Raw genomic sequence first — 19,502 nt, 5'->3', positions numbered from 1 at the left:
CGAGGCGCATATTACGGTGCGCCTCCGATCTCGTCAACGCTTTTTCTCGCGTTTTGAATCGTTTGCTGCAAAAATCGCCCAAACGATGATTTTACAGGCACTCCGGCGTTTTTTCAGGCACGCCAGAGACAGCTGCCGCCCTTCTTCTGCACCAGATCAAGACGGGATTCGTGGTTAAGCAGCTCTTCATCACTGGCTAAAACAACCCGTAGCCGGCTTGCCTGACGGACAACACGCTGAATACCCGCTTCGCCCTGCGTCTGCTGAGACTCATTTTCCATACTGAACTTCATTGACGTCTGCCCGCCGGTCATCGTCAGATAGACATCGGCGAGGATCTGGGCATCGAGCAACGCCCCGTGGAGCGTTCGTTTGGTATTGTCTATCTCGTAGCGCGAACAAAGTGCATCCAGGCTGTTACGCTTGCCGGGGAACATCTTCCTCGCCAGCGCCAGACTGTCTGTTACCTTACAGAAGGTGTTCGTCTTCGGGATATCACGATTAAGTTTGCTGAATTCATAGTCCATAAAGCCGATATCGAACGAGGCGTTATGGATGACAAGCTCGGCACCCTTGATGTATTCCAGGAACTCGTCAGCCACATCCGCAAACGTCGGCTTATCCAGCAAGAACTCATCGGCAATACCGTGAACGCCGAACGCTTCGGGGTCCACCAGCCGATCGGGCTTGAGGTAGACGTGGAAGTTGTTCCCCGTAAGACGACGGTTCACCACTTCAACGGCGCCGATCTCGATGATCTTATGCCCTTCGTAGTGCGCGCCGATCTGGTTCATACCGGTGGTTTCGGTATCGAGGACGATCTGGCGAGTAATTGCAGTGCTCATAGCGGTCATTTATGTCAGACTTATCGTTTAACTGAACGTTTCAAATACAGGAAGTCTACCAGAGATGCGTAAACAGGTAGAAATTTTCACCGATGGATCTTGTCTCGGCAACCCAGGTCCCGGCGGCTACGGCGCGATTATGCGTTATCGCCAGCACGAAAAAACTTTTAGCGAAGGCTATTTTCTGACCACCAACAACCGGATGGAGCTCATGGCGGCCATTGTGGCGCTGGAGGCGTTAAAAGAACATTGTGACGTGGTGTTAAGTACCGACAGTCAGTACGTCCGCCAGGGAATTACCCAGTGGATCCATAACTGGAAAAAACGCGGCTGGAAGACGGCCGATAAGAAACCGGTCAAGAACGTCGATCTCTGGAAACGTCTTGATGCTGCGCTGGGCCAGCACCAGATTAAGTGGGAGTGGGTTAAAGGGCACGCCGGCCATCCGGAAAACGAACGCTGTGACGAGCTGGCGCGTGCGGCGGCCGCTAACCCAGCGCATGAGGACGCGGGTTATCAGCCTGAATCCTGATCACGGCTTTTTGTATTGCCGCGTGGCGCCAACGGTCTGACGGATTGGCGTTTTCGATTTGCTCTGCTTCATGGGATTAAGCGTAAGGGGAATGGTTCGCTTACGCGCGACGATAAACTGCATGCAGCCTAAGGCAGGCAAATGCGTGCTCAACAAGACGCCCCCCTGCCGCGCCCAGGGCAGCACCTGAAAACCGCCGTAGCAGAGCACTTCGAAGTTCAGCAGTGACAGCCAGTCGAGCTGGCGCATCATGGTGAACATCCGGCTGTTGTAAGGCGGCGTCCGACGCAGCACCGGTACCAGCTTACGCAGGCCCATCAGGCTCAGCGGATTGAATCCGCTCAGTACCAGCCAGCCGTCATCAATCAGCACGCGATCGGCTTCGCGAAGCAGACGGTGCGGATCGCTGCACCAGGGTAACGTATGTGCGAGCAAGCACGCATCAACGGATTTTTCCGCAAACGGCAGATGTAATGGGTCTGCTTTCACCTGAACCGGCGATCCGCCGAGAGAGACGTTGACCTGATGCGAGATAGCGCAGCTTTCGGTATTGATTTCCGCGCTGAGATTGCCAATCTTAAGCAGGTGAAAGCCATACATTTTCGCCAGCCAGGGCTTCAGCTGTTGCTCTAACGCTTCGCGATAGTATTCACCCCAGGGCAATTCCGCCCAACGTTCCGGTGCTGCGACAGTCTGAGGTATCCTTGCCGGTTTCATCAACACACCCGCCACGCTATTAGAGGTAATGTATGAATCTTATCAGTATTTCCGCTTTTGAGGACAATTACATCTGGGTTTTGGTGGACGATGAACGTCGATGCGTCATTGTCGATCCCGGAGAATCCGCCCCCGTACTGCGCGCAATAAAAGAGAACGGCTGGCAGCCGGAAGCCATTCTGTTGACGCATCACCATCACGATCATACGGGCGGCGTGCCTGAACTGCGCGCCCACTTTCCGCATATTGTGGTTTACGGACCGGCAGAGGCACAAGATAAGGGACTCACGCAAGTAGTCGAAGAAGGCGAAAAAATCCTCATACGTGAGTGGGAGTTTTCCGTATTTGCTACACCGGGTCACACTTTGGGACATCTGTGTTTCTACAGTAAGCCTTATCTTTTTTGCGGCGACACGCTGTTCTCCGGAGGCTGCGGAAGACTGTTTGAAGGCACACCAGCACAAATGTATCAGTCTTTACAGAAGATTAACGCATTACCCGATGATACCGTTATTTGTTGCGCGCATGAGTATACATTAGGAAATGTGAAGTTTGCCGTCAGCCTGTTGCCTGAGGATCGGGCGATTCAGGATTATTATCACAAAGTGAAGGAGTTACGTGCAAAAAACCAAAAAACACTCCCCGTAATTCTGAAAAACGAGCGCCAAATTAATTTATTTTTACGAACAGATGATATTGATTTAATTAATAAAATTAACCAAGAAACAAATTTGCAACAACCAGAACAGCGATTTGCATGGTTAAGGTCAAAGAAAGATAACTTCAGATAATTGCGGGTTGCCTTTTCAAAATTTCGCCGTTATCATCGCTCGTCTTTTAAGCAACTATTGACACACACATGAAGGCAAAAGCGATATTACTCGCCTCTGTCCTGCTTGTAGGTTGCCAGTCGCAGAACGGCAGCAACGTACAACAGCACGCACAGAGCCTTTCTGCAGCTGGTCAAGGGGAAGCAGGGAAGTTTACAAGTTCGGCGCGCTGGATGGACGATGGAACATCTTTCGCGCAGGATCAAGACTTGTGGACCTCTATTGGCGACGAGCTAAAGATGGGAATTCCGGAAAATACCCGGATTCGCGAACAGAAACAGAAGTATTTAAGTAATAAGAGCTATCTCCACGATGTAACGTTACGGGCAGAGCCGTATATGTACTGGATAGCCGGGCAAGTTAAGAAACGTAACATGCCTATGGAGCTGGTACTCCTACCCATAGTGGAGAGCGCTTTTGACCCACACGCGACGTCTGGCGCCAATGCCGCAGGCATTTGGCAGATCATTCCGAGCACCGGGCGAAACTATGGTCTGAAACAGACCCGCAACTATGATGCGCGTCGCGATGTTGTCGCTTCAACGACAGCCGCTCTCGACATGATGCAACGTCTGAACAAGATGTTTGACGGCGACTGGCTGTTAACGGTCGCAGCGTACAATAGCGGCGAAGGTCGTGTACTGAAGGCAATGAAAGCGAATAAAGCACGGGGTAAATCCACCGATTTTTGGTCGCTCTCACTGCCACAGGAAACAAAGATTTACGTACCGAAAATGCTGGCACTGAGCGATATTCTCAAGAACAGCAAGCGTTACGGTGTGCAACTGCCAACACCAGACGAAAGTCGTGCACTGGCGCGTGTTCGCCTCAGCAATCCAGTTGATATTCAACAGGTTGCTGATATGACGGGTATGTCGGTAAGTAAACTGAAAACCTTTAATGCTGGCGTTAAAGGCTCAACCCTGGGGGCGAGTGGCCCGCAGTATGTAATGGTTCCGCAGAAACATGCTGAGCAGTTACGTGAGTCTTTAGCTTCGGGTGAAATCGCCGCCGTTCAGTCAACGCTGATCGCGGATGCCTCACCCGTCAACAGCCGCAGTTATAAGGTTCGTTCAGGTGATACGCTTTCAGGCATCGCATCACGTCTTGGCGTGAGCGCAAAAGATCTCCAGCAGTGGAACAATCTGCGCGGATCGGGCTTGAAAGTGGGTCAGAATCTGACGGTTGGCGCAGGTAGCAGTGCACAGCGTCTTGCCAACAACAGCGATAGCATTACCTATCGCGTGCGTAAGGGTGATTCGCTGTCCAGTATCGCAAAACGTCACGGCGTGAACATCAAAGATGTGATGCGCTGGAACAATGATACTGACAATCTGAAACCAGGCGACCAGTTGACGCTGTTTGTGAAGAACAGCGCGACGCCAGACTCCTGATAACACGACCGAAAGATAAAAAGGCACCGATTCCCCTCGGTGCCTTTTTTGTTTATCCCGCTTTTTGCGCTTCCGCCATGATGGTATCGCTGGTAAATGAACCATCGTCCTGCAGTTCAAAGTACGCCTTCACCTCTGCGGACGCACTCTCCTGATACAGTCTGATTGCCTGACTTAATGCTTCCGGGGTGCGCATACGCGCTATCCACGAGCTAAACTCCAGTGGCAAACGGTCTGTGATTAACGAGCGTGTAATCAGTCCCGCTTCCGTGATAAGCGATAACCACTCTCCGCTGGCGTAGTTTTGCACATGCGAGGTGTCGCGCAGCGCTTCCACCGTTTGCAGCCAGATATTGCGCACCGGATGTCCAGGCGACATCACATCCATAATAATGAGGATGCCACCCGGCTTCAGAACGCGTTTGACTTCGCGTAATGCCTGGCCAACATCATGCCAGTGGTGCGCGGAATAACGGCTGATCACCACCTCAAACGCGGCATCATCAAAAGGTAAGGATTCGGCATAGCCCTGACGCGTATCAATGTTGTCCAGCCCCTTCGCTTTGGCCGCTTCAGCAACCACCTCCAGCATCTGGCTGGATAAGTCATATGCGGTAACCTGCGCCACCTGCTGCGCAGCCGTGAAGCTGGCATGCCCTGCCCCGCAGCCTAAATCCAGCACGTGCGCCTGCGGAAATGCCGACAGGCGCTCACCGAGGCGTACCAGATCGCGGCCTGAAGCGTGTACGGCGCTGCTCAGATACGCATTTGCCTGCGAACCAAACTGTTTTTCTACGTTGTCATGATGGGAGTGTGTTGTTGTCATCGTACTGTCCTTTGTGGGTTAAAAATAAAAGGGCAGCACCTGCACAGGCCTGCCCCACGGCAGACCTGACACACCATTATTTATCAGGTTTGCCGGGACTGAATTCGACGAGTAGAGGGTTATGATCGGAGGCGCGCGTCACCAGCACGGAGGCATCGTGCACGCTCAACCCACGATAGAAGACAAAGTCAAGAGGACGACCAAAGGCTTTTTTGCGCTGGTCATCGCTAAAACGAACTTCACGCAGCGACATTTCGCGCGCAAAGCGGTACAGCGCATTCATGCGCGGACGGCTCCAGGCATTGAAATCGCCGGCCATAATGATGGGCCCGCTGTGATGCGCTATCTGATCGCCAATCGGAAGTAACTGCTTACTGTACACATCCACGCCCAGGCTGAAGTTCACCGCGTGGATATTCACGACCATCAGCATACGGGTATCTGGCAGCGGATAGACCGTCACCAGCGCCGATTTCGCCAGGCGCAGAATAGGCTCTCGTTCGCGCAGTGGGCAACAATAGACGGGATGTGCCGCTGAAAGCGTCATCACGCCCGAGGGATGCTGAGGCAAAACAAAGGCGGGTACCTGGTCGGCGGCAAGATAGTTGGTGGTCGCAAACCGCACCAGCTCAGGGGTGGTTTGCGCCTCCTGGAGCAGAACCAGATGGGCATCTTTGCCAAAATTCTTGAGGACCGATAACCACTCCGCACGCTGCTGCTTAAAGATATTCCACACCAGTACACGGATTTTTTCATCGCTGCTTAACGGCGTGCCGGCGGGTAATGCCTGGCTTATGCTCGCAAATGACCCCGGAGGCAAGATCCTCTCCGCGGGCATTCCGGCTACATAACGCATGGCATAGGTATTTTTTCGCACTTTTGGAAACAGCCTCTGTAACATGAACCAGTCCGGAAAACGGACTGGTTCTAATGTTATAGGGACTTTAGGTCACACTTTCAACGCAATTTCTGAGAAACCGCTTTCCAGTTTTGTAAGCAAGCGCTTACTGATGTTAACCCAGCGCGACGCGAGCGGGTTTATCAAGACGTCCGCTCAGACCAATCAACAGGAAAGCGACCAGGACAATGACCGCGCCAATCCATGGCGTCTGGGTTAATCCGACGTGTTCAACGGTTTGCCCACCAATGATGGAGCCCAGCGCGATACCAATATTAAAAGCGGCAATATTCAGGCCGGAAGCCACATCCACCGCATTGGGCGTATAAAGCTCGGCTTTCTGTACAACGTAGACCTGAAGCCCGGGCACATTACCAAAGGCGAAGATCCCCATGACCAGCACGGTGACCAGCGCGGCGTACTGTAGCGAAGCCGTGAACTGGAAAATCATCAACAGAACGACCAGCGCGGCGAAGATGAATTTCAGCGCCGGTACCGCACCATGCTTATCCGCAAGCTTGCCGCCCCAGATATTGCCAATCGCAACGGAAATACCGTATCCCAGCAAAATCCAGCTCACGGCATTGGGGGAGAAACCTGCCAGGTCCTGCATCATCGGTGCAAGGAAAGTGAAGGCGGTGAATACGCCGCCATAGCCCAGCGCCGTAACCGCGTAGATGAGCAGCAAACGCGGATGCGTGAGCACCTTCAGCTGATCGCTCAGGCTGGCGCTGGCCCGGCCAGGAATATTCGACGGCACCAGCAGCAGGCTGGTCACCAGGGCAATGACGCCCAGTAAGGAGACGGCCAGGAACGTTTCACGCCAGCCGAAGTGTTGTCCGATAAACGTCCCCAATGGTACGCCCGTGACGAGTGCAACGGTCAGCCCACCGAACATGATCGCAATGGCGGAGGCCGCTTTCTCTTTTGGTACCAGGCTGGTTGCAATAGTGGAACCAATCGAGAAGAACACCCCGTGTGCAAGGCCGGTCAACAGACGAGCGATGACCAGCGTGGTGTAGTCCGGCGCCTGCCAGGCCAGCACGTTGCCGGCGGTGAACAGCACCATCAATGCAACTAACAGCTGCTTACGCGGAAAACGTCCGGTCAGGGCCGTCAGCACGGGGGCGCCGACGGCAACGCCCAGGGCATAGATGGACACCAGTAATCCGGCGGAGGGCAATGAGATCGCAAGCTGGTTAGCAATGGTGGGAACCAGTCCCACGATAACAAATTCGGTCGTGCCAATTGCAAAGGCACTGATCGTCAGGGCAAGAAGCGCCAGTGGCATAAAATACTCCGTATCATCAGGATTAAGATGACAGGCAGTATGCGCCAGTGCTTAAATAACAAAAATGGTCAAAATATCAATATAATTTTGCGGGTGGTGCAACAATGAAAGCAACGTCGGAAGAGCTGACAATCTTTGTCGCCGTCGTCGAAAGCGGCAGCTTTAGCCGCGCGGCCGAACAGCTGGGGCAGGCTAACTCAGCCATTAGCCGCTCGGTAAAAAAGCTGGAGATGAAGCTTGGGGTGAGCCTGCTCAACCGAACGACGCGGCAGCTGAGCCTGACGGAAGAAGGAGAGCGTTATTTTCGCCGCGTGCAGTCGGTACTGCAGGAGATGGCCGCAGCGGAGACCGAGATTATGGAAACCCGCAGCACGCCGCGTGGGTTACTGCGCATTGATGCGGCCACGCCGGTTGTGCTTCACTTTCTGATGCCGCTGATTAAACCTTTCCGCGAACGTTATCCGGAGATGACGCTCTCTCTGGTCTCCTCAGAGACGTTTATCAACCTCATCGAGCGAAAGGTAGATGTGGCTATCCGGGCGGGAACGCTGACCGATTCAAGCTTGCGTGCCCGCCCTCTGTTTGCCAGCTACCGAAAAATTATCGCGTCGCCACAGTATATTGCTGAACATGGTAAACCTGAGACGGTTGAAGAACTGAAGCAGCATCTGTGCCTGGGCTTTACGGAGCCAGTATCGCTGAACACCTGGCCTGTCGCCTGCCATGACGGGCAACTTCATGAAATTACTAGCGGATTGTCGTCTAACAGCGGGGAAACGCTGAAGCAGCTGTGCCTCGAAGGCAATGGTATCGCCTGCCTGTCAGACTATATGATCGATAAGGAGATTGCGCGGGGTGAACTGGTGGAATTGATGGCCGATAAACGCCTGCCGGTCGAAATGCCTTTTAGCGCGGTATATTACAGTGACAGAGCGGTGAGTACGCGCATTCGTGCCTTTATTGATTTTCTGAGTGAACATATAAAAACAGCTCCCGGAGGAGCTGTGTGAGGGTTCAGGTTACAGAGGGTGGGCCAAACTTAATCCCAGTGAGGAGCTAAGCCTTCCGGGCTGACCAGGCGATCGTTGCACTCCAGGGCTGCGATCGCTTTTTTATCGTCAGCATCCAGGTGAAGATCCGTTGCTAACAGGTTGCTCGCCAGGTTTTCACGTTTAGTTGAAGATGGGATCACGGCATAACCTTCACCCATTGCCCATGCCAGAATGACCTGCGCGGCAGTCGCGCTATGTTTCTCAGCGATACGCGTAATCACTTCATCTTTCAGCGCTTTACCATAGGCCAGCGTCATGTATGAGGTGATGTGGATCCCGTGCTGTTTTGCCCAGTCCACGACTTTGCGGTTCTGCAGGTAAGGAGACAGTTCAATCTGGTTGGTCGCAATATTTTCTGCACCTACAGCCGCAATGGCTTTTTCCATCAGCGGGATCGTGAAGTTGGAGATCCCAATTTCGCGGGTTAAGCCCTGCTTTTTCGCTTCCAGCAGCGCCTGCATGAATTCTTCCACGGAAACGGCATCGTTTGGTGATGGCCAGTGGATCAGCGTCAGATCAACGTAGTCAGTACGCAGTTTTTTCAGGCTTTCTTTCAGGCTTGGGATCAGCTTATCTTTGCTGAGATTCTCAATCCAGATTTTCGTGGTAATAAACAGCTCATTACGCGGTACACCGCTCTCTTCGAGAGCTTGTCCAACGGCAGCTTCGTTTTCATAGATCTGCGCCGTATCAACTGCGCGATAGCCCAGTTCGAGTGCGGTTTTAACTGATGCGATAACAACGTCGTCTTTCAGGCGGAATGTGCCCAGACCAAATGCAGGGAGAGTCATAATTTTCCTCAATCGTTATGTTCGTAAACTGAGGATGATTATCGCTGGCGGTGTTATAGAGAAAAAGATCGTAAAACGCAGAGGATTTTTGCTGATTTCGCAATAATTAAACGTCAGATAAGAAAAAAGCCCTGAGCGCTAACTCAGGGCTTTTAATAAGTGGCGGAACGGACGGGACTCGAACCCGCGACCCCCTGCGTGACAGGCAGGTATTCTAACCGACTGAACTACCGCTCCACCGAAGACTGCTTGTAACCACCGGATTAATGCACCGGCTTACTACTTAATTTGATGCCTGGCAGTTCCCTACTCTCACATGGGGAGACCCCACACTACCATCGGCGCTACGGCGTTTCACTTCTGAGTTCGGCATGGGGTCAGGTGGGACCACCGCGCTAAAGCCGCCAGGCAAATTCTGTTAATCTGTATCAAGGCTGAATTTTGATTGTTCGTCTCTTCGCCAAAACATCTTCGGCGTTGTAAGGTTAAGCCTCACGGTTCATTAGTATCGGTTAGCTCAACGCATCGCTGCGCTTACACACCCGACCTATCAACGTCGTCGTCTTCAACGTTCCTTCAGGAGACTTAAAGTCTCAGGGAGAACTCATCTCGGGGCAAGTTTCGTGCTTAGATGCTTTCAGCACTTATCTTTTCCGCATTTAGCTACCGGGCAGTGCCATTGGCATGACAACCCGAACACCAGTGATGCGTCCACTCCGGTCCTCTCGTACTAGGAGCAGCCCCCCTCAATTCTCCAGCGCCCACGGCAGATAGGGACCGAACTGTCTCACGACGTTCTAAACCCAGCTCGCGTACCACTTTAAATGGCGAACAGCCATACCCTTGGGACCTACTTCAGCCCCAGGATGTGATGAGCCGACATCGAGGTGCCAAACACCGCCGTCGATATGAACTCTTGGGCGGTATCAGCCTGTTATCCCCGGAGTACCTTTTATCCGTTGAGCGATGGCCCTTCCATTCAGAACCACCGGATCACTATGACCTGCTTTCGCACCTGCTCGAGCCGTCACTCTCGCAGTCAAGCTAGCTTATGCCATTGCACTAACCTCCTGATGTCCGACCAGGATTAGCTAACCTTCGTGCTCCTCCGTTACTCTTTGGGAGGAGACCGCCCCAGTCAAACTACCCACCAGACACTGTCCGCAACCCGGATTACGGGTCTACGTTAGAACACCAGCCATTAAAGGGTGGTATTTCAAGGACGGCTCCACGCAGACTGGCGTCCACGCTTCAAAGCCTCCCACCTATCCTACACATCAAGGACCAGTGTTCAGTGTCAAGCTATAGTAAAGGTTCACGGGGTCTTTCCGTCTTGCCGCGGGTACACTGCATCTTCACAGCGAGTTCAATTTCACTGAGTCTCGGGTGGAGACAGCCTGGCCATCATTACGCCATTCGTGCAGGTCGGAACTTACCCGACAAGGAATTTCGCTACCTTAGGACCGTTATAGTTACGGCCGCCGTTTACCGGGGCTTCGATCAAGAGCTTCGCGTTGCCGCTAACCCCATCAATTAACCTTCCGGCACCGGGCAGGCGTCACACCGTATACGTCCACTTTCGTGTTTGCACAGTGCTGTGTTTTTAATAAACAGTTGCAGCCAGCTGGTATCTTCGACTGATTTCAGCTCCACCCGCAGGGGCTTCACCTACATATCAGCGTGCCTTCTCCCGAAGTTACGGCACCATTTTGCCTAGTTCCTTCACCCGAGTTCTCTCAAGCGCCTTGGTATTCTCTACCTGACCACCTGTGTCGGTTTGGGGTACGATTTCGTGTTACCTGATGCTTAGAGGCTTTTCCTGGAAGCAGGGCATTTGTTACTTCAGCACCGTAGTGCCTCGTCATCACACCTCAGCGTTAAAAGGTACCGGATTTACCTGGAACCTCCGCCTACATGCTTAAACCGGGACAACCGTCGCCCGGCTAACATAGCCTTCTCCGTCCCCCCTTCGCAGTAACACCAAGTACAGGAATATTAACCTGTTTCCCATCGACTACGCCTTTCGGCCTCGCCTTAGGGGTCGACTCACCCTGCCCCGATTAACGTTGGACAGGAACCCTTGGTCTTCCGGCGAGCGGGCTTTTCACCCGCTTTATCGTTACTTATGTCAGCATTCGCACTTCTGATACCTCCAGCATGCCTCACAGCACACCTTCAACGGCTTACAGAACGCTCCCCTACCCAACAACACATAGTGTCGCTGCCGCAGCTTCGGTGCATGGTTTAGCCCCGTTACATCTTCCGCGCAGGCCGACTCGACCAGTGAGCTATTACGCTTTCTTTAAATGATGGCTGCTTCTAAGCCAACATCCTGGCTGTCTGTGCCTTCCCACATCGTTTCCCACTTAACCATGACTTTGGGACCTTAGCTGGCGGTCTGGGTTGTTTCCCTCTTCACGACGGACGTTAGCACCCGCCGTGTGTCTCCCGTGATAACATTCTTCGGTATTCGTAGTTTGCATCGGGTTGGTAAGCCGGGATGGCCCCCTAGCCGAAACAGTGCTCTACCCCCGAAGATGAGTTCACGAGGCGCTACCTAAATAGCTTTCGGGGAGAACCAGCTATCTCCCGGTTTGATTGGCCTTTCACCCCCAGCCACAAGTCATCCGCTAATTTTTCAACATTAGTCGGTTCGGTCCTCCAGTTAGTGTTACCCAACCTTCAACCTGCCCATGGCTAGATCACCGGGTTTCGGGTCTATACCCTGCAACTTAACGCCCAGTTAAGACTCGGTTTCCCTTCGGCTCCCCTATACGGTTAACCTTGCTACAGAATATAAGTCGCTGACCCATTATACAAAAGGTACGCAGTCACACCACGAAGGTGCTCCCACTGCTTGTACGTACACGGTTTCAGGTTCTTTTTCACTCCCCTCGCCGGGGTTCTTTTCGCCTTTCCCTCACGGTACTGGTTCACTATCGGTCAGTCAGGAGTATTTAGCCTTGGAGGATGGTCCCCCCATATTCAGACAGGATACCACGTGTCCCGCCCTACTCTTCGAGTTCACAACCTGTGTGTTTTCGTGTACGGGACTGTCACCCTGTACCGTGCGACTTTCCAGACGCTTCCACTAACACACAAGCTGATTCAGACTCTGGGCTGCTCCCCGTTCGCTCGCCGCTACTGGGGGAATCTCGGTTGATTTCTTTTCCTCGGGGTACTTAGATGTTTCAGTTCCCCCGGTTCGCCTCGTTAACCTATGTATTCAGTTAACGATAGTGCAACGAATTGCACTGGGTTTCCCCATTCGGACATCGCCGGGTCAAAGGTTCATATCACCTCGCCGGCGCTTTTCGCAGATTAGCACGTCCTTCATCGCCTCTGACTGCCAGGGCATCCACCGTGTACGCTTAGTCGCTTAACCTCACAACCCGAAGATGTTTCACTTCTGATTGCGAAAATTTGAGAGACTCGAACACACCATTAAAGATGTGTCGTTTCAATTTTCAGCTTGATCCAGATTTTTAAAGAGCAAAACTTCGCAGTGCACCTTTTCAGGTTCACTCTGAAGTTTTCTTGGGTTCGCAGTAAAAGATGGTGGAGCTATGCGGGATCGAACCGCAGACCTCCTGCGTGCAAAGCAGGCGCTCTCCCAGCTGAGCTATAGCCCCATCGTTTTGCAATCTCTGTACCGCTCATCCTTTAAAAGGAGTTTGGTAGGCCTGAGTGGACTTGAACCACCGACCTCACCCTTATCAGGGGTGCGCTCTAACCACCTGAGCTACAAGCCTGCAGAGATTTTTACTGCTGTTTTTCATCAGACAATCTGTGTGAGCACTGCAAAGGCAGGTTCTTTAAGGTAAGGAGGTGATCCAACCGCAGGTTCCCCTACGGTTACCTTGTTACGACTTCACCCCAGTCATGAATCACAAAGTGGTAAGCGCCCTCCCGAAGGTTAAGCTACCTACTTCTTTTGCAACCCACTCCCATGGTGTGACGGGCGGTGTGTACAAGGCCCGGGAACGTATTCACCGTAGCATTCTGATCTACGATTACTAGCGATTCCGACTTCATGGAGTCGAGTTGCAGACTCCAATCCGGACTACGACGCACTTTATGAGGTCCGCTTGCTCTCGCGAGGTCGCTTCTCTTTGTATGCGCCATTGTAGCACGTGTGTAGCCCTACTCGTAAGGGCCATGATGACTTGACGTCATCCCCACCTTCCTCCAGTTTATCACTGGCAGTCTCCTTTGAGTTCCCGGCCTAACCGCTGGCAACAAAGGATAAGGGTTGCGCTCGTTGCGGGACTTAACCCAACATTTCACAACACGAGCTGACGACAGCCATGCAGCACCTGTCTCAGAGTTCCCGAAGGCACCAATCCATCTCTGGAAAGTTCTCTGGATGTCAAGAGTAGGTAAGGTTCTTCGCGTTGCATCGAATTAAACCACATGCTCCACCGCTTGTGCGGGCCCCCGTCAATTCATTTGAGTTTTAACCTTGCGGCCGTACTCCCCAGGCGGTCGACTTAACGCGTTAGCTCCGGAAGCCACGCCTCAAGGGCACAACCTCCAAGTCGACATCGTTTACGGCGTGGACTACCAGGGTATCTAATCCTGTTTGCTCCCCACGCTTTCGCACCTGAGCGTCAGTCTTTGTCCAGGGGGCCGCCTTCGCCACCGGTATTCCTCCAGATCTCTACGCATTTCACCGCTACACCTGGAATTCTACCCCCCTCTACAAGACTCTAGCCTGCCAGTTTCGAATGCAGTTCCCAGGTTGAGCCCGGGGATTTCACATCCGACTTGACAGACCGCCTGCGTGCGCTTTACGCCCAGTAATTCCGATTAACGCTTGCACCCTCCGTATTACCGCGGCTGCTGGCACGGAGTTAGCCGGTGCTTCTTCTGCGGGTAACGTCAATTGCTGAGGTTATTAACCTCAACACCTTCCTCCCCGCTGAAAGTACTTTACAACCCGAAGGCCTTCTTCATACACGCGGCATGGCTGCATCAGGCTTGCGCCCATTGTGCAATATTCCCCACTGCTGCCTCCCGTAGGAGTCTGGACCGTGTCTCAGTTCCAGTGTGGCTGGTCATCCTCTCAGACCAGCTAGGGATCGTCGCCTAGGTGAGCCGTTACCCCACCTACTAGCTAATCCCATCTGGGCACATCTGATGGCAAGAGGCCCGAAGGTCCCCCTCTTTGGTCTTGCGACGTTATGCGGTATTAGCTACCGTTTCCAGTAGTTATCCCCCTCCATCAGGCAGTTTCCCAGACATTACTCACCCGTCCGCCGCTCGCCGGCAAAGTAGCAAGCTACTTTCCGCTGCCGCTCGACTTGCATGTGTTAGGCCTGCCGCCAGCGTTCAATCTGAGCCATGATCAAACTCTTCAATTTAAGTTTGATGCTCGTGAATTAAACTTCGTAATGAATTACGTATGTTCACTCAGAGACTTGGTATTCATTTATTGTCCGAAGACATTAAGAATCCATGTCACTTTGAGTGCCCACACAGATTGTCTGATAAATTGTTAAAGAGCAGTGCAACGCGGCTTTCGCTCACCGTTGCGAGGTGGCGTATATTACGCTTTCCTCTTTCAGAGTCAACCCGTTATTTCAGGATTTTTTCTCTTCAACCGAACCGCTTGTTGTGTGAAGTGATTCACATCCGCCGTGTCGATGGAGGCGCATTATAGGGGGCCGCCGAGGAATGACAAGCGGAAAAATGCATTTTTATTTCAACCGCTCATCTTTTCACCAGAAAGGCTATTTTTGGTGCCTTTTAATCTCTTTTGGCAGCTCGGCCAGACTATTAATTACCCAATCCGCCGCATTCTCAGCTTCTGGCGTCACAGGCTTGCCGGTGCGCACTAATATTTTGGTCCCTACACCCGCTGCTGCAGCTGCCTGCATATCTTCCAGTTTATCGCCCACCATATAAGAAGCCGCCATATCAATGTGCAGGAACTCCTGCGCAGAGATGAACATTCCCGGATGCGGCTTACGGCAATCACAGGTCTGACGATATTCTTCTACGGTTCCCTGTGGGTGATGCGGACAATAGTAGATGCCATCGAGATCCACACCGCGGTCGGCCAGTGACCAGTCCATCCATTCCGTCAGCGTCTCAAACTGCGCTTCGGTAAATTTACCGCGTGCAATACCGGACTGGTTCGTCACCACCACCAGCGCATAGCCCATCTCTTTCAGCTGGCGCATGGCATCTATTACGCCCTCGATAAACTCGAACTCATCAATCTCATGGACATAACCGTGATCCACATTAATAGTGCCGTCACGATCGAGGAAAATTGCGGGTACTGATTTTGCCACCGGTTTGCTCCTGAAAAAGGCATGTTCGACTAGTATCTCATGAATCGCAGCGCAATAAAGTGCTCATCGTACAGAGTTGGATTGATTTAGACGTCTGGATGCCTTAACATCCGTTTTGTTTACGGTCATCACCCGTATCTGGCAGAAGAAAATGCCACGGCTAACTTACATACGATAAAAATAATCTAATGATTAAACTTTCCAATATCACCAAAGTGTTCCAGCAGGGGAACCGAACCATTCAGGCGCTGAACAACGTCAGCCTGCATGTTCCTGCTGGTCAAATTTATGGCGTCATTGGCGCATCGGGTGCAGGTAAAAGCACGCTGATCCGTTGTGTTAACCTGCTTGAGCGCCCAACCCAGGGCAGCGTAGAAGTTGGCGGCCAGGAACTTACCGCCCTTTCAGAGAAAGAACTCACCAAAGCGCGTCGTCAGATTGGCATGATTTTCCAGCACTTTAACCTGCTGGCCTCCCGCACCGTGTTCGGCAACGTTGCCTTACCGCTTGAGCTGGATAACACGCCGAAAGAAGAAGTGAAGCGTCGCGTCACCGAGCTGCTCGACCTCGTGGGTCTGGGCGATAAACATGATAGCTACCCGGCAAATCTGTCCGGTGGGCAAAAACAACGTGTGGCCATTGCCCGCGCGCTGGCAAGCAATCCTAAGGTACTGCTGTGCGATGAAGCCACCAGCGCACTGGATCCGGCAACCACGCGTTCGATTCTGGAACTGCTGAAGGACATTAATCGTCGCCTGGGCCTGACGATCCTCCTTATTACGCACGAGATGGACGTGGTGAAACGCATCTGTGACTGCGTGGCGGTCATCAGCAACGGTGAACTGATCGAGCAGGACACGGTAAGTGAAGTGTTCTCGCATCCGAAAACCCCGCTGGCGCAGCAGTTCATCCAGTCCACGCTGCATCTGGATATTCCGGAAGACTATCTGGAGCGTTTGAAAACCGAACCCGCTGCTGACAGCGTCCCGATGCTGCGCATGGAGTTCACCGGTCAGTCCGTTGATGCTCCCCTGCTTTCCGAAACCGCACGTCGCTTTAACGTGAACAACAACATCATCAGCGCGCAGATGGATTACGCCGGTGGCGTCAAGTTCGGCATCATGCTGACAGAAATGCACGGCACACAAGAAGAAACCCAGGCAGCCATTGCCTGGCTGCAAGAACATCACGTAAAAGTAGAGGTACTGGGTTATGTCTGAGCCGATGATGTGGCTGCTGGTTCGCGGCGTTTGGGAAACGCTGGCAATGACCTTTGTCTCTGGCTTCTTTGGTTTTGTGATTGGCCTGCCGGTCGGCGTGTTGCTGTACGTGACGCGTCCGGGTCAAATCATTGAGAACGCGAAGCTGTACCGTACGCTCTCTGCGCTGGTGAATATTTTCCGTTCTATCCCGTTCATTATTTTACTGGTGTGGATGATTCCGTTTACCCGCGTGATCGTCGGAACGTCTATCGGTCTGCAGGCGGCGATCGTTCCGCTGACCGTTGGCGCTGCGCCGTTTATCGCCCGTATGGTGGAAAACGCCCTGCTGGAAATCCCAACCGGTTTGATCGAAGCTTCCCGTGCGATGGGCGCCACGCCGATGCAGATCGTCCGCAAGGTTCTGCTGCCGGAGGCACTGCCAGGGCTGGTGAATGCGGCAACCATTACGCTTATCACCCTGGTCGGTTATTCGGCGATGGGCGGTGCCGTAGGCGCGGGCGGTTTAGGTCAGATTGGTTACCAGTACGGCTATATTGGATATAACGCGACCGTGATGAATACCGTTCTGGTATTGCTGGTTGTTCTGGTTTACTTAATCCAGTTCTCTGGCGATCGCATCGTCCGGGCTGTTACGCATAAATAACGTTACACACAACACAAACTCTACGAGTTAAGGATAAAACATGGCGTTTAAATTAAAGACCTTCGCAGCAGTAGGCGCGCTGATCGGCTCTCTGGCACTGGTGGGTTGCGGTCAGGACGAAAAGGATCCAAACCACATTAAAGTGGGCGTTATCGTAGGTGCAGAACAGCAGGTTGCGGAAGTTGCTCAGAAAGTGGCAAAAGAGAAGTATGGCCTGGATGTGGAGCTGGTGACCTTCAACGATTACGTTCTGCCGAACGAAGCGCTGAGCAAAGGCGATATCGACGCGAACGCCTTCCAGCATAAGCCATACCTGGACCAGCAGATCAAAGATCGTGGCTATAAACTGGTGGGTGTCGGTAACACCTTCGTTTATCCGATTGCCGGTTACTCTAAGAAAATTAAATCACTGGACGAACTGCAGCCGGGCTCTCAGGTTGCCGTGCCTAACGACCCAACTAACCTTGGTCGTTCCCTGCTGCTGCTGCAGAAAGTGGGCCTGATCAAACTGAAAGACGGTGTTGGCCTGCTGCCAACCGTTCTGGACGTCACCGAGAACCCGAAAAATCTGAAAATCGTTGAACTGGAAGCACCGCAGCTGCCACGTTCTCTGGACGATGCGCAGATTGCTCTGGCCGTTATCAACACCACGTACGCCAGCCAGATTGGCCTGACGCCAGCCAAAGACGGTATCTTCGTTGAAGATAAAGACTCCCCGTACGTTAACCTGATCGTGACTCGCGAAGACAACAAGGACGCGGAAAACGTGAAGAAATTCGTTCAGGCCTATCAGTCAGACGAAGTTTACCAGGAAGCCAACAAAGTGTTTAACGGCGGCGCTGTTAAAGGCTGGTAATCTCACCTCAGTGTAATATCATCAGGACGGGCTTATGCCCGTCTTGTCATTTGTGCAGTCAACTGATTCAATATCTGACGTTTTGATTATCCATTGAGGAAATATTATGCGTGCTTTACCGATCTGTCTTTTAGCACTCATGCTGAGCGGCTGTTCTATGCTAAGCAGATCTCCCGTTGAACCTGTTCAAAGCACGGCAACCCCGCCAAAGACCGAGCCTGCGAAACCGAAAGTGGTTCGCCCTGCGCCGGTTCGCATTATCACGAAAGCGGACGAACTCGTCGGTAAACCGTTCCGTGAACTGGGCGAAGTGAGCGGCGAATCCTGTCAGGCGACCAATCAGGACTCACCACCGAATATTCCGACTGCGCGTAAACGCATGCAGATTAATGCCGCAAAAATGAAAGCTAACGCGGTCCTGCTGCACAGCTGTGAAGTCACCAGCGGCACGCCGGGCTGCTACCGTCAGGCGGTGTGCATCGGTTCTGCGCTGAACATCACGGCGAAATGAGTGCATTTCAGTTCGAGCAGATAGGCGTTATCCACTCTCCTTATAAAGAGAAGTTCGCCGTCCCCCGCCAGCCCGGTCTTGTCACCAGCGGACGCGGTGAGCTTCACCTGATTGCGCCTTACAATCAGGCCGATGCGGTACGCGGGCTCGAGGCGTTCAGCCATCTGTGGGTGGTGTTCGTGTTTCACCAGACGATGGAAGGCGGCTGGCGTCCTACCGTGCGTCCTCCTCGTCTTGGCGGAAATGCGAGAATGGGGGTGTTTGCGACGCGCTCGACCTTTCGTCCAAACCCGGTTGGCATGTCGCTGGTTGAACTGAAAGGCATACGCTGCCAGAAAGATCAGGTGATACTCGAGTTAGGTAGCCTGGACCTGGTCGACGGCACGCCGGTGATCGACATCAAACCCTATTTGCCCTTCGCCGAAGCCCTTCCGGACGCGCGTGCAAGCTATGCCCAGGACGCACCACCGGCGGATATGCCGGTGTATTTTACCCCTGAGCTCGCCTCGCTGCTCGGTCAACTGGAGAAACGCTATCCTCGCTTACGGGATTTCATCACCGAAGTGCTGGCACAGGACCCACGTCCGGCCTACCGTAAAGAAGAGGAAGCGGGAAAAACGTACGCCGTCTGGCTGCTGGATTTTAACGTTCGCTGGCGCGTCACCGGGGCAGGTTTTGAAGTGTTTGCCCTGGAACCCAGGTAATTTTGTTCTCCTCTCTTTTGGCATCTTTGCCACACTGGTAAACTAAACCACTTTTTTTGTGTCAGGCTGGTGTTTCAGCCTGTTCCAATC

General features: G+C 52.9%; 16 protein-coding genes, 3 tRNA genes and 3 rRNA genes. 9 read left to right on the top strand and 13 right to left on the bottom strand.

Features of this window, described 5'->3' with window-relative positions; genetic code table 11:
• Positions 1 to 113: 113 nt before the first annotated feature.
• Positions 114 to 845: a DNA polymerase III subunit epsilon gene (dnaQ, locus tag V1572_RS07110; RefSeq protein WP_048029949.1), complete on the bottom strand. Its 732-nt coding sequence runs from the start codon at positions 843 to 845 to the stop codon at positions 114 to 116.
• 64 nt (positions 846 to 909) lie between these two features.
• Between dnaQ and rnhA the strand changes: the two genes are divergently transcribed.
• Complete coding sequence (gene rnhA, locus V1572_RS07105) at positions 910 to 1,377, top strand: ribonuclease HI (protein ID WP_008500276.1); 468 nt, start codon at positions 910 to 912, stop codon at positions 1,375 to 1,377.
• Here rnhA and V1572_RS07100 read toward each other — a convergent pair whose 3' ends face one another.
• Positions 1,378 to 2,094: a class I SAM-dependent methyltransferase gene (locus V1572_RS07100; protein ID WP_045909859.1), complete on the bottom strand. Its 717-nt coding sequence runs from the start codon at positions 2,092 to 2,094 to the stop codon at positions 1,378 to 1,380.
• Positions 2,095 to 2,126: 32 nt separating this feature from the next.
• Between V1572_RS07100 and gloB the strand changes: the two genes are divergently transcribed.
• A complete protein-coding gene (gene gloB, locus V1572_RS07095; protein ID WP_395299815.1) occupies positions 2,127 to 2,885 on the top strand; it encodes a hydroxyacylglutathione hydrolase in 759 nt (252 codons plus the stop codon).
• Between the two features lie 68 nt (positions 2,886 to 2,953).
• The gene (gene mltD, locus V1572_RS07090; RefSeq protein ID WP_045909861.1) at positions 2,954 to 4,318 is read left to right on the top strand and encodes a murein transglycosylase D; all 1,365 of its coding nucleotides are present in this window, start codon (positions 2,954 to 2,956) and stop codon (positions 4,316 to 4,318) included.
• 52 nt (positions 4,319 to 4,370) lie between these two features.
• Here the strand turns inward: mltD and V1572_RS07085 are convergent, their stop codons facing one another.
• The 3 genes from V1572_RS07085 to V1572_RS07075 form a co-directional block, all read right to left on the bottom strand.
• Complete coding sequence (locus V1572_RS07085; protein WP_252073873.1) at positions 4,371 to 5,144, bottom strand: class I SAM-dependent methyltransferase; 774 nt, start codon at positions 5,142 to 5,144, stop codon at positions 4,371 to 4,373.
• A gap of 76 nt (positions 5,145 to 5,220) precedes the next feature.
• The gene (locus V1572_RS07080; protein ID WP_024909448.1) at positions 5,221 to 6,021 is read right to left on the bottom strand and encodes an endonuclease/exonuclease/phosphatase family protein; all 801 of its coding nucleotides are present in this window, start codon (positions 6,019 to 6,021) and stop codon (positions 5,221 to 5,223) included.
• Positions 6,022 to 6,157: 136 nt separating this feature from the next.
• Positions 6,158 to 7,333, bottom strand: coding sequence for an MFS transporter (locus V1572_RS07075; RefSeq protein ID WP_126534496.1), 1,176 nt, complete (start codon positions 7,331 to 7,333; stop codon positions 6,158 to 6,160).
• Between the two features lie 104 nt (positions 7,334 to 7,437).
• Here V1572_RS07075 and yafC point away from each other — a divergent pair, with 104 nt between their 5' ends.
• The gene (gene yafC, locus V1572_RS07070; RefSeq protein ID WP_045909864.1) at positions 7,438 to 8,343 is read left to right on the top strand and encodes a DNA-binding transcriptional regulator YafC; all 906 of its coding nucleotides are present in this window, start codon (positions 7,438 to 7,440) and stop codon (positions 8,341 to 8,343) included.
• Positions 8,344 to 8,372: 29 nt separating this feature from the next.
• Here the strand turns inward: yafC and dkgB are convergent, their stop codons facing one another.
• The 8 genes from dkgB to gmhB form a co-directional block, all read right to left on the bottom strand.
• Positions 8,373 to 9,176 (bottom strand): 2,5-didehydrogluconate reductase DkgB, encoded by an 804-nt coding sequence (dkgB, locus tag V1572_RS07065; protein WP_048029939.1) that lies wholly within the window; start codon positions 9,174 to 9,176, stop codon positions 8,373 to 8,375.
• Between the two features lie 160 nt (positions 9,177 to 9,336).
• Positions 9,337 to 9,413 (bottom strand) — tRNA-Asp (locus tag V1572_RS07060).
• Between the two features lie 56 nt (positions 9,414 to 9,469).
• Positions 9,470 to 9,585 (bottom strand): 5S ribosomal RNA (gene rrf / locus V1572_RS07055).
• Between the two features lie 72 nt (positions 9,586 to 9,657).
• A 23S ribosomal RNA gene (locus V1572_RS07050) occupies positions 9,658 to 12,561 on the bottom strand.
• Positions 12,562 to 12,732: 171 nt separating this feature from the next.
• Positions 12,733 to 12,808: transfer RNA gene (locus V1572_RS07045), tRNA-Ala, on the bottom strand.
• Between the two features lie 43 nt (positions 12,809 to 12,851).
• A tRNA-Ile gene (locus V1572_RS07040) sits at positions 12,852 to 12,928 on the bottom strand.
• A gap of 69 nt (positions 12,929 to 12,997) precedes the next feature.
• A 16S ribosomal RNA gene (locus tag V1572_RS07035) occupies positions 12,998 to 14,539 on the bottom strand.
• Together the 16S, 23S and 5S rRNA genes with 3 tRNA genes alongside form the textbook arrangement of a ribosomal RNA operon.
• Before the next feature lie 369 nt (positions 14,540 to 14,908).
• Positions 14,909 to 15,475 carry a D-glycero-beta-D-manno-heptose 1,7-bisphosphate 7-phosphatase gene (gene gmhB / locus V1572_RS07030; RefSeq protein WP_395299814.1) on the bottom strand — a complete coding sequence of 189 codons (567 nt, stop codon included), beginning with the start codon at positions 15,473 to 15,475 and terminating at the stop codon, positions 14,909 to 14,911.
• A 188-nt stretch (positions 15,476 to 15,663) separates the two neighbouring features.
• On the opposite strand from gmhB, the gene metN reads away from it, so the two are divergent.
• The 5 genes from metN to tsaA all read left to right on the top strand — a co-directional run bounded on the left by metN (position 15,664) and on the right by tsaA (position 19,412).
• On the top strand, positions 15,664 to 16,695 hold the full coding sequence (metN, locus tag V1572_RS07025) for a methionine ABC transporter ATP-binding protein MetN (RefSeq protein WP_023310475.1): 1,032 nt from the start codon (positions 15,664 to 15,666) through the stop codon (positions 16,693 to 16,695).
• Positions 16,688 to 17,341: a methionine ABC transporter permease MetI gene (locus tag V1572_RS07020; RefSeq protein WP_003856130.1), complete on the top strand. Its 654-nt coding sequence runs from the start codon at positions 16,688 to 16,690 to the stop codon at positions 17,339 to 17,341. The genes metN and V1572_RS07020 overlap by 8 nt, the downstream gene beginning before the upstream one ends.
• Before the next feature lie 40 nt (positions 17,342 to 17,381).
• On the top strand, positions 17,382 to 18,197 hold the full coding sequence (gene metQ / locus V1572_RS07015) for a methionine ABC transporter substrate-binding lipoprotein MetQ (protein WP_014168729.1): 816 nt from the start codon (positions 17,382 to 17,384) through the stop codon (positions 18,195 to 18,197).
• Between the two features lie 106 nt (positions 18,198 to 18,303).
• A complete protein-coding gene (rcsF, locus tag V1572_RS07010; protein ID WP_008501883.1) occupies positions 18,304 to 18,708 on the top strand; it encodes an Rcs stress response system protein RcsF in 405 nt (134 codons plus the stop codon).
• Positions 18,705 to 19,412, top strand: coding sequence for a tRNA (N6-threonylcarbamoyladenosine(37)-N6)-methyltransferase TrmO (tsaA, locus tag V1572_RS07005; RefSeq protein ID WP_045907846.1), 708 nt, complete (start codon positions 18,705 to 18,707; stop codon positions 19,410 to 19,412). Before rcsF ends, tsaA begins: the two co-directional genes overlap by 4 nt.
• Positions 19,413 to 19,502 lie beyond the last annotated feature (90 nt).

The organism is Enterobacter quasiroggenkampii (assembly GCF_043972695.1).
In the GTDB taxonomy this organism is placed as follows: Bacteria; Pseudomonadota; Gammaproteobacteria; order Enterobacterales; family Enterobacteriaceae; genus Enterobacter; species Enterobacter quasiroggenkampii.
Note: the sequence above shows the minus strand (reverse complement) of the source record. Positions and strands in the feature narration are given on the sequence as shown.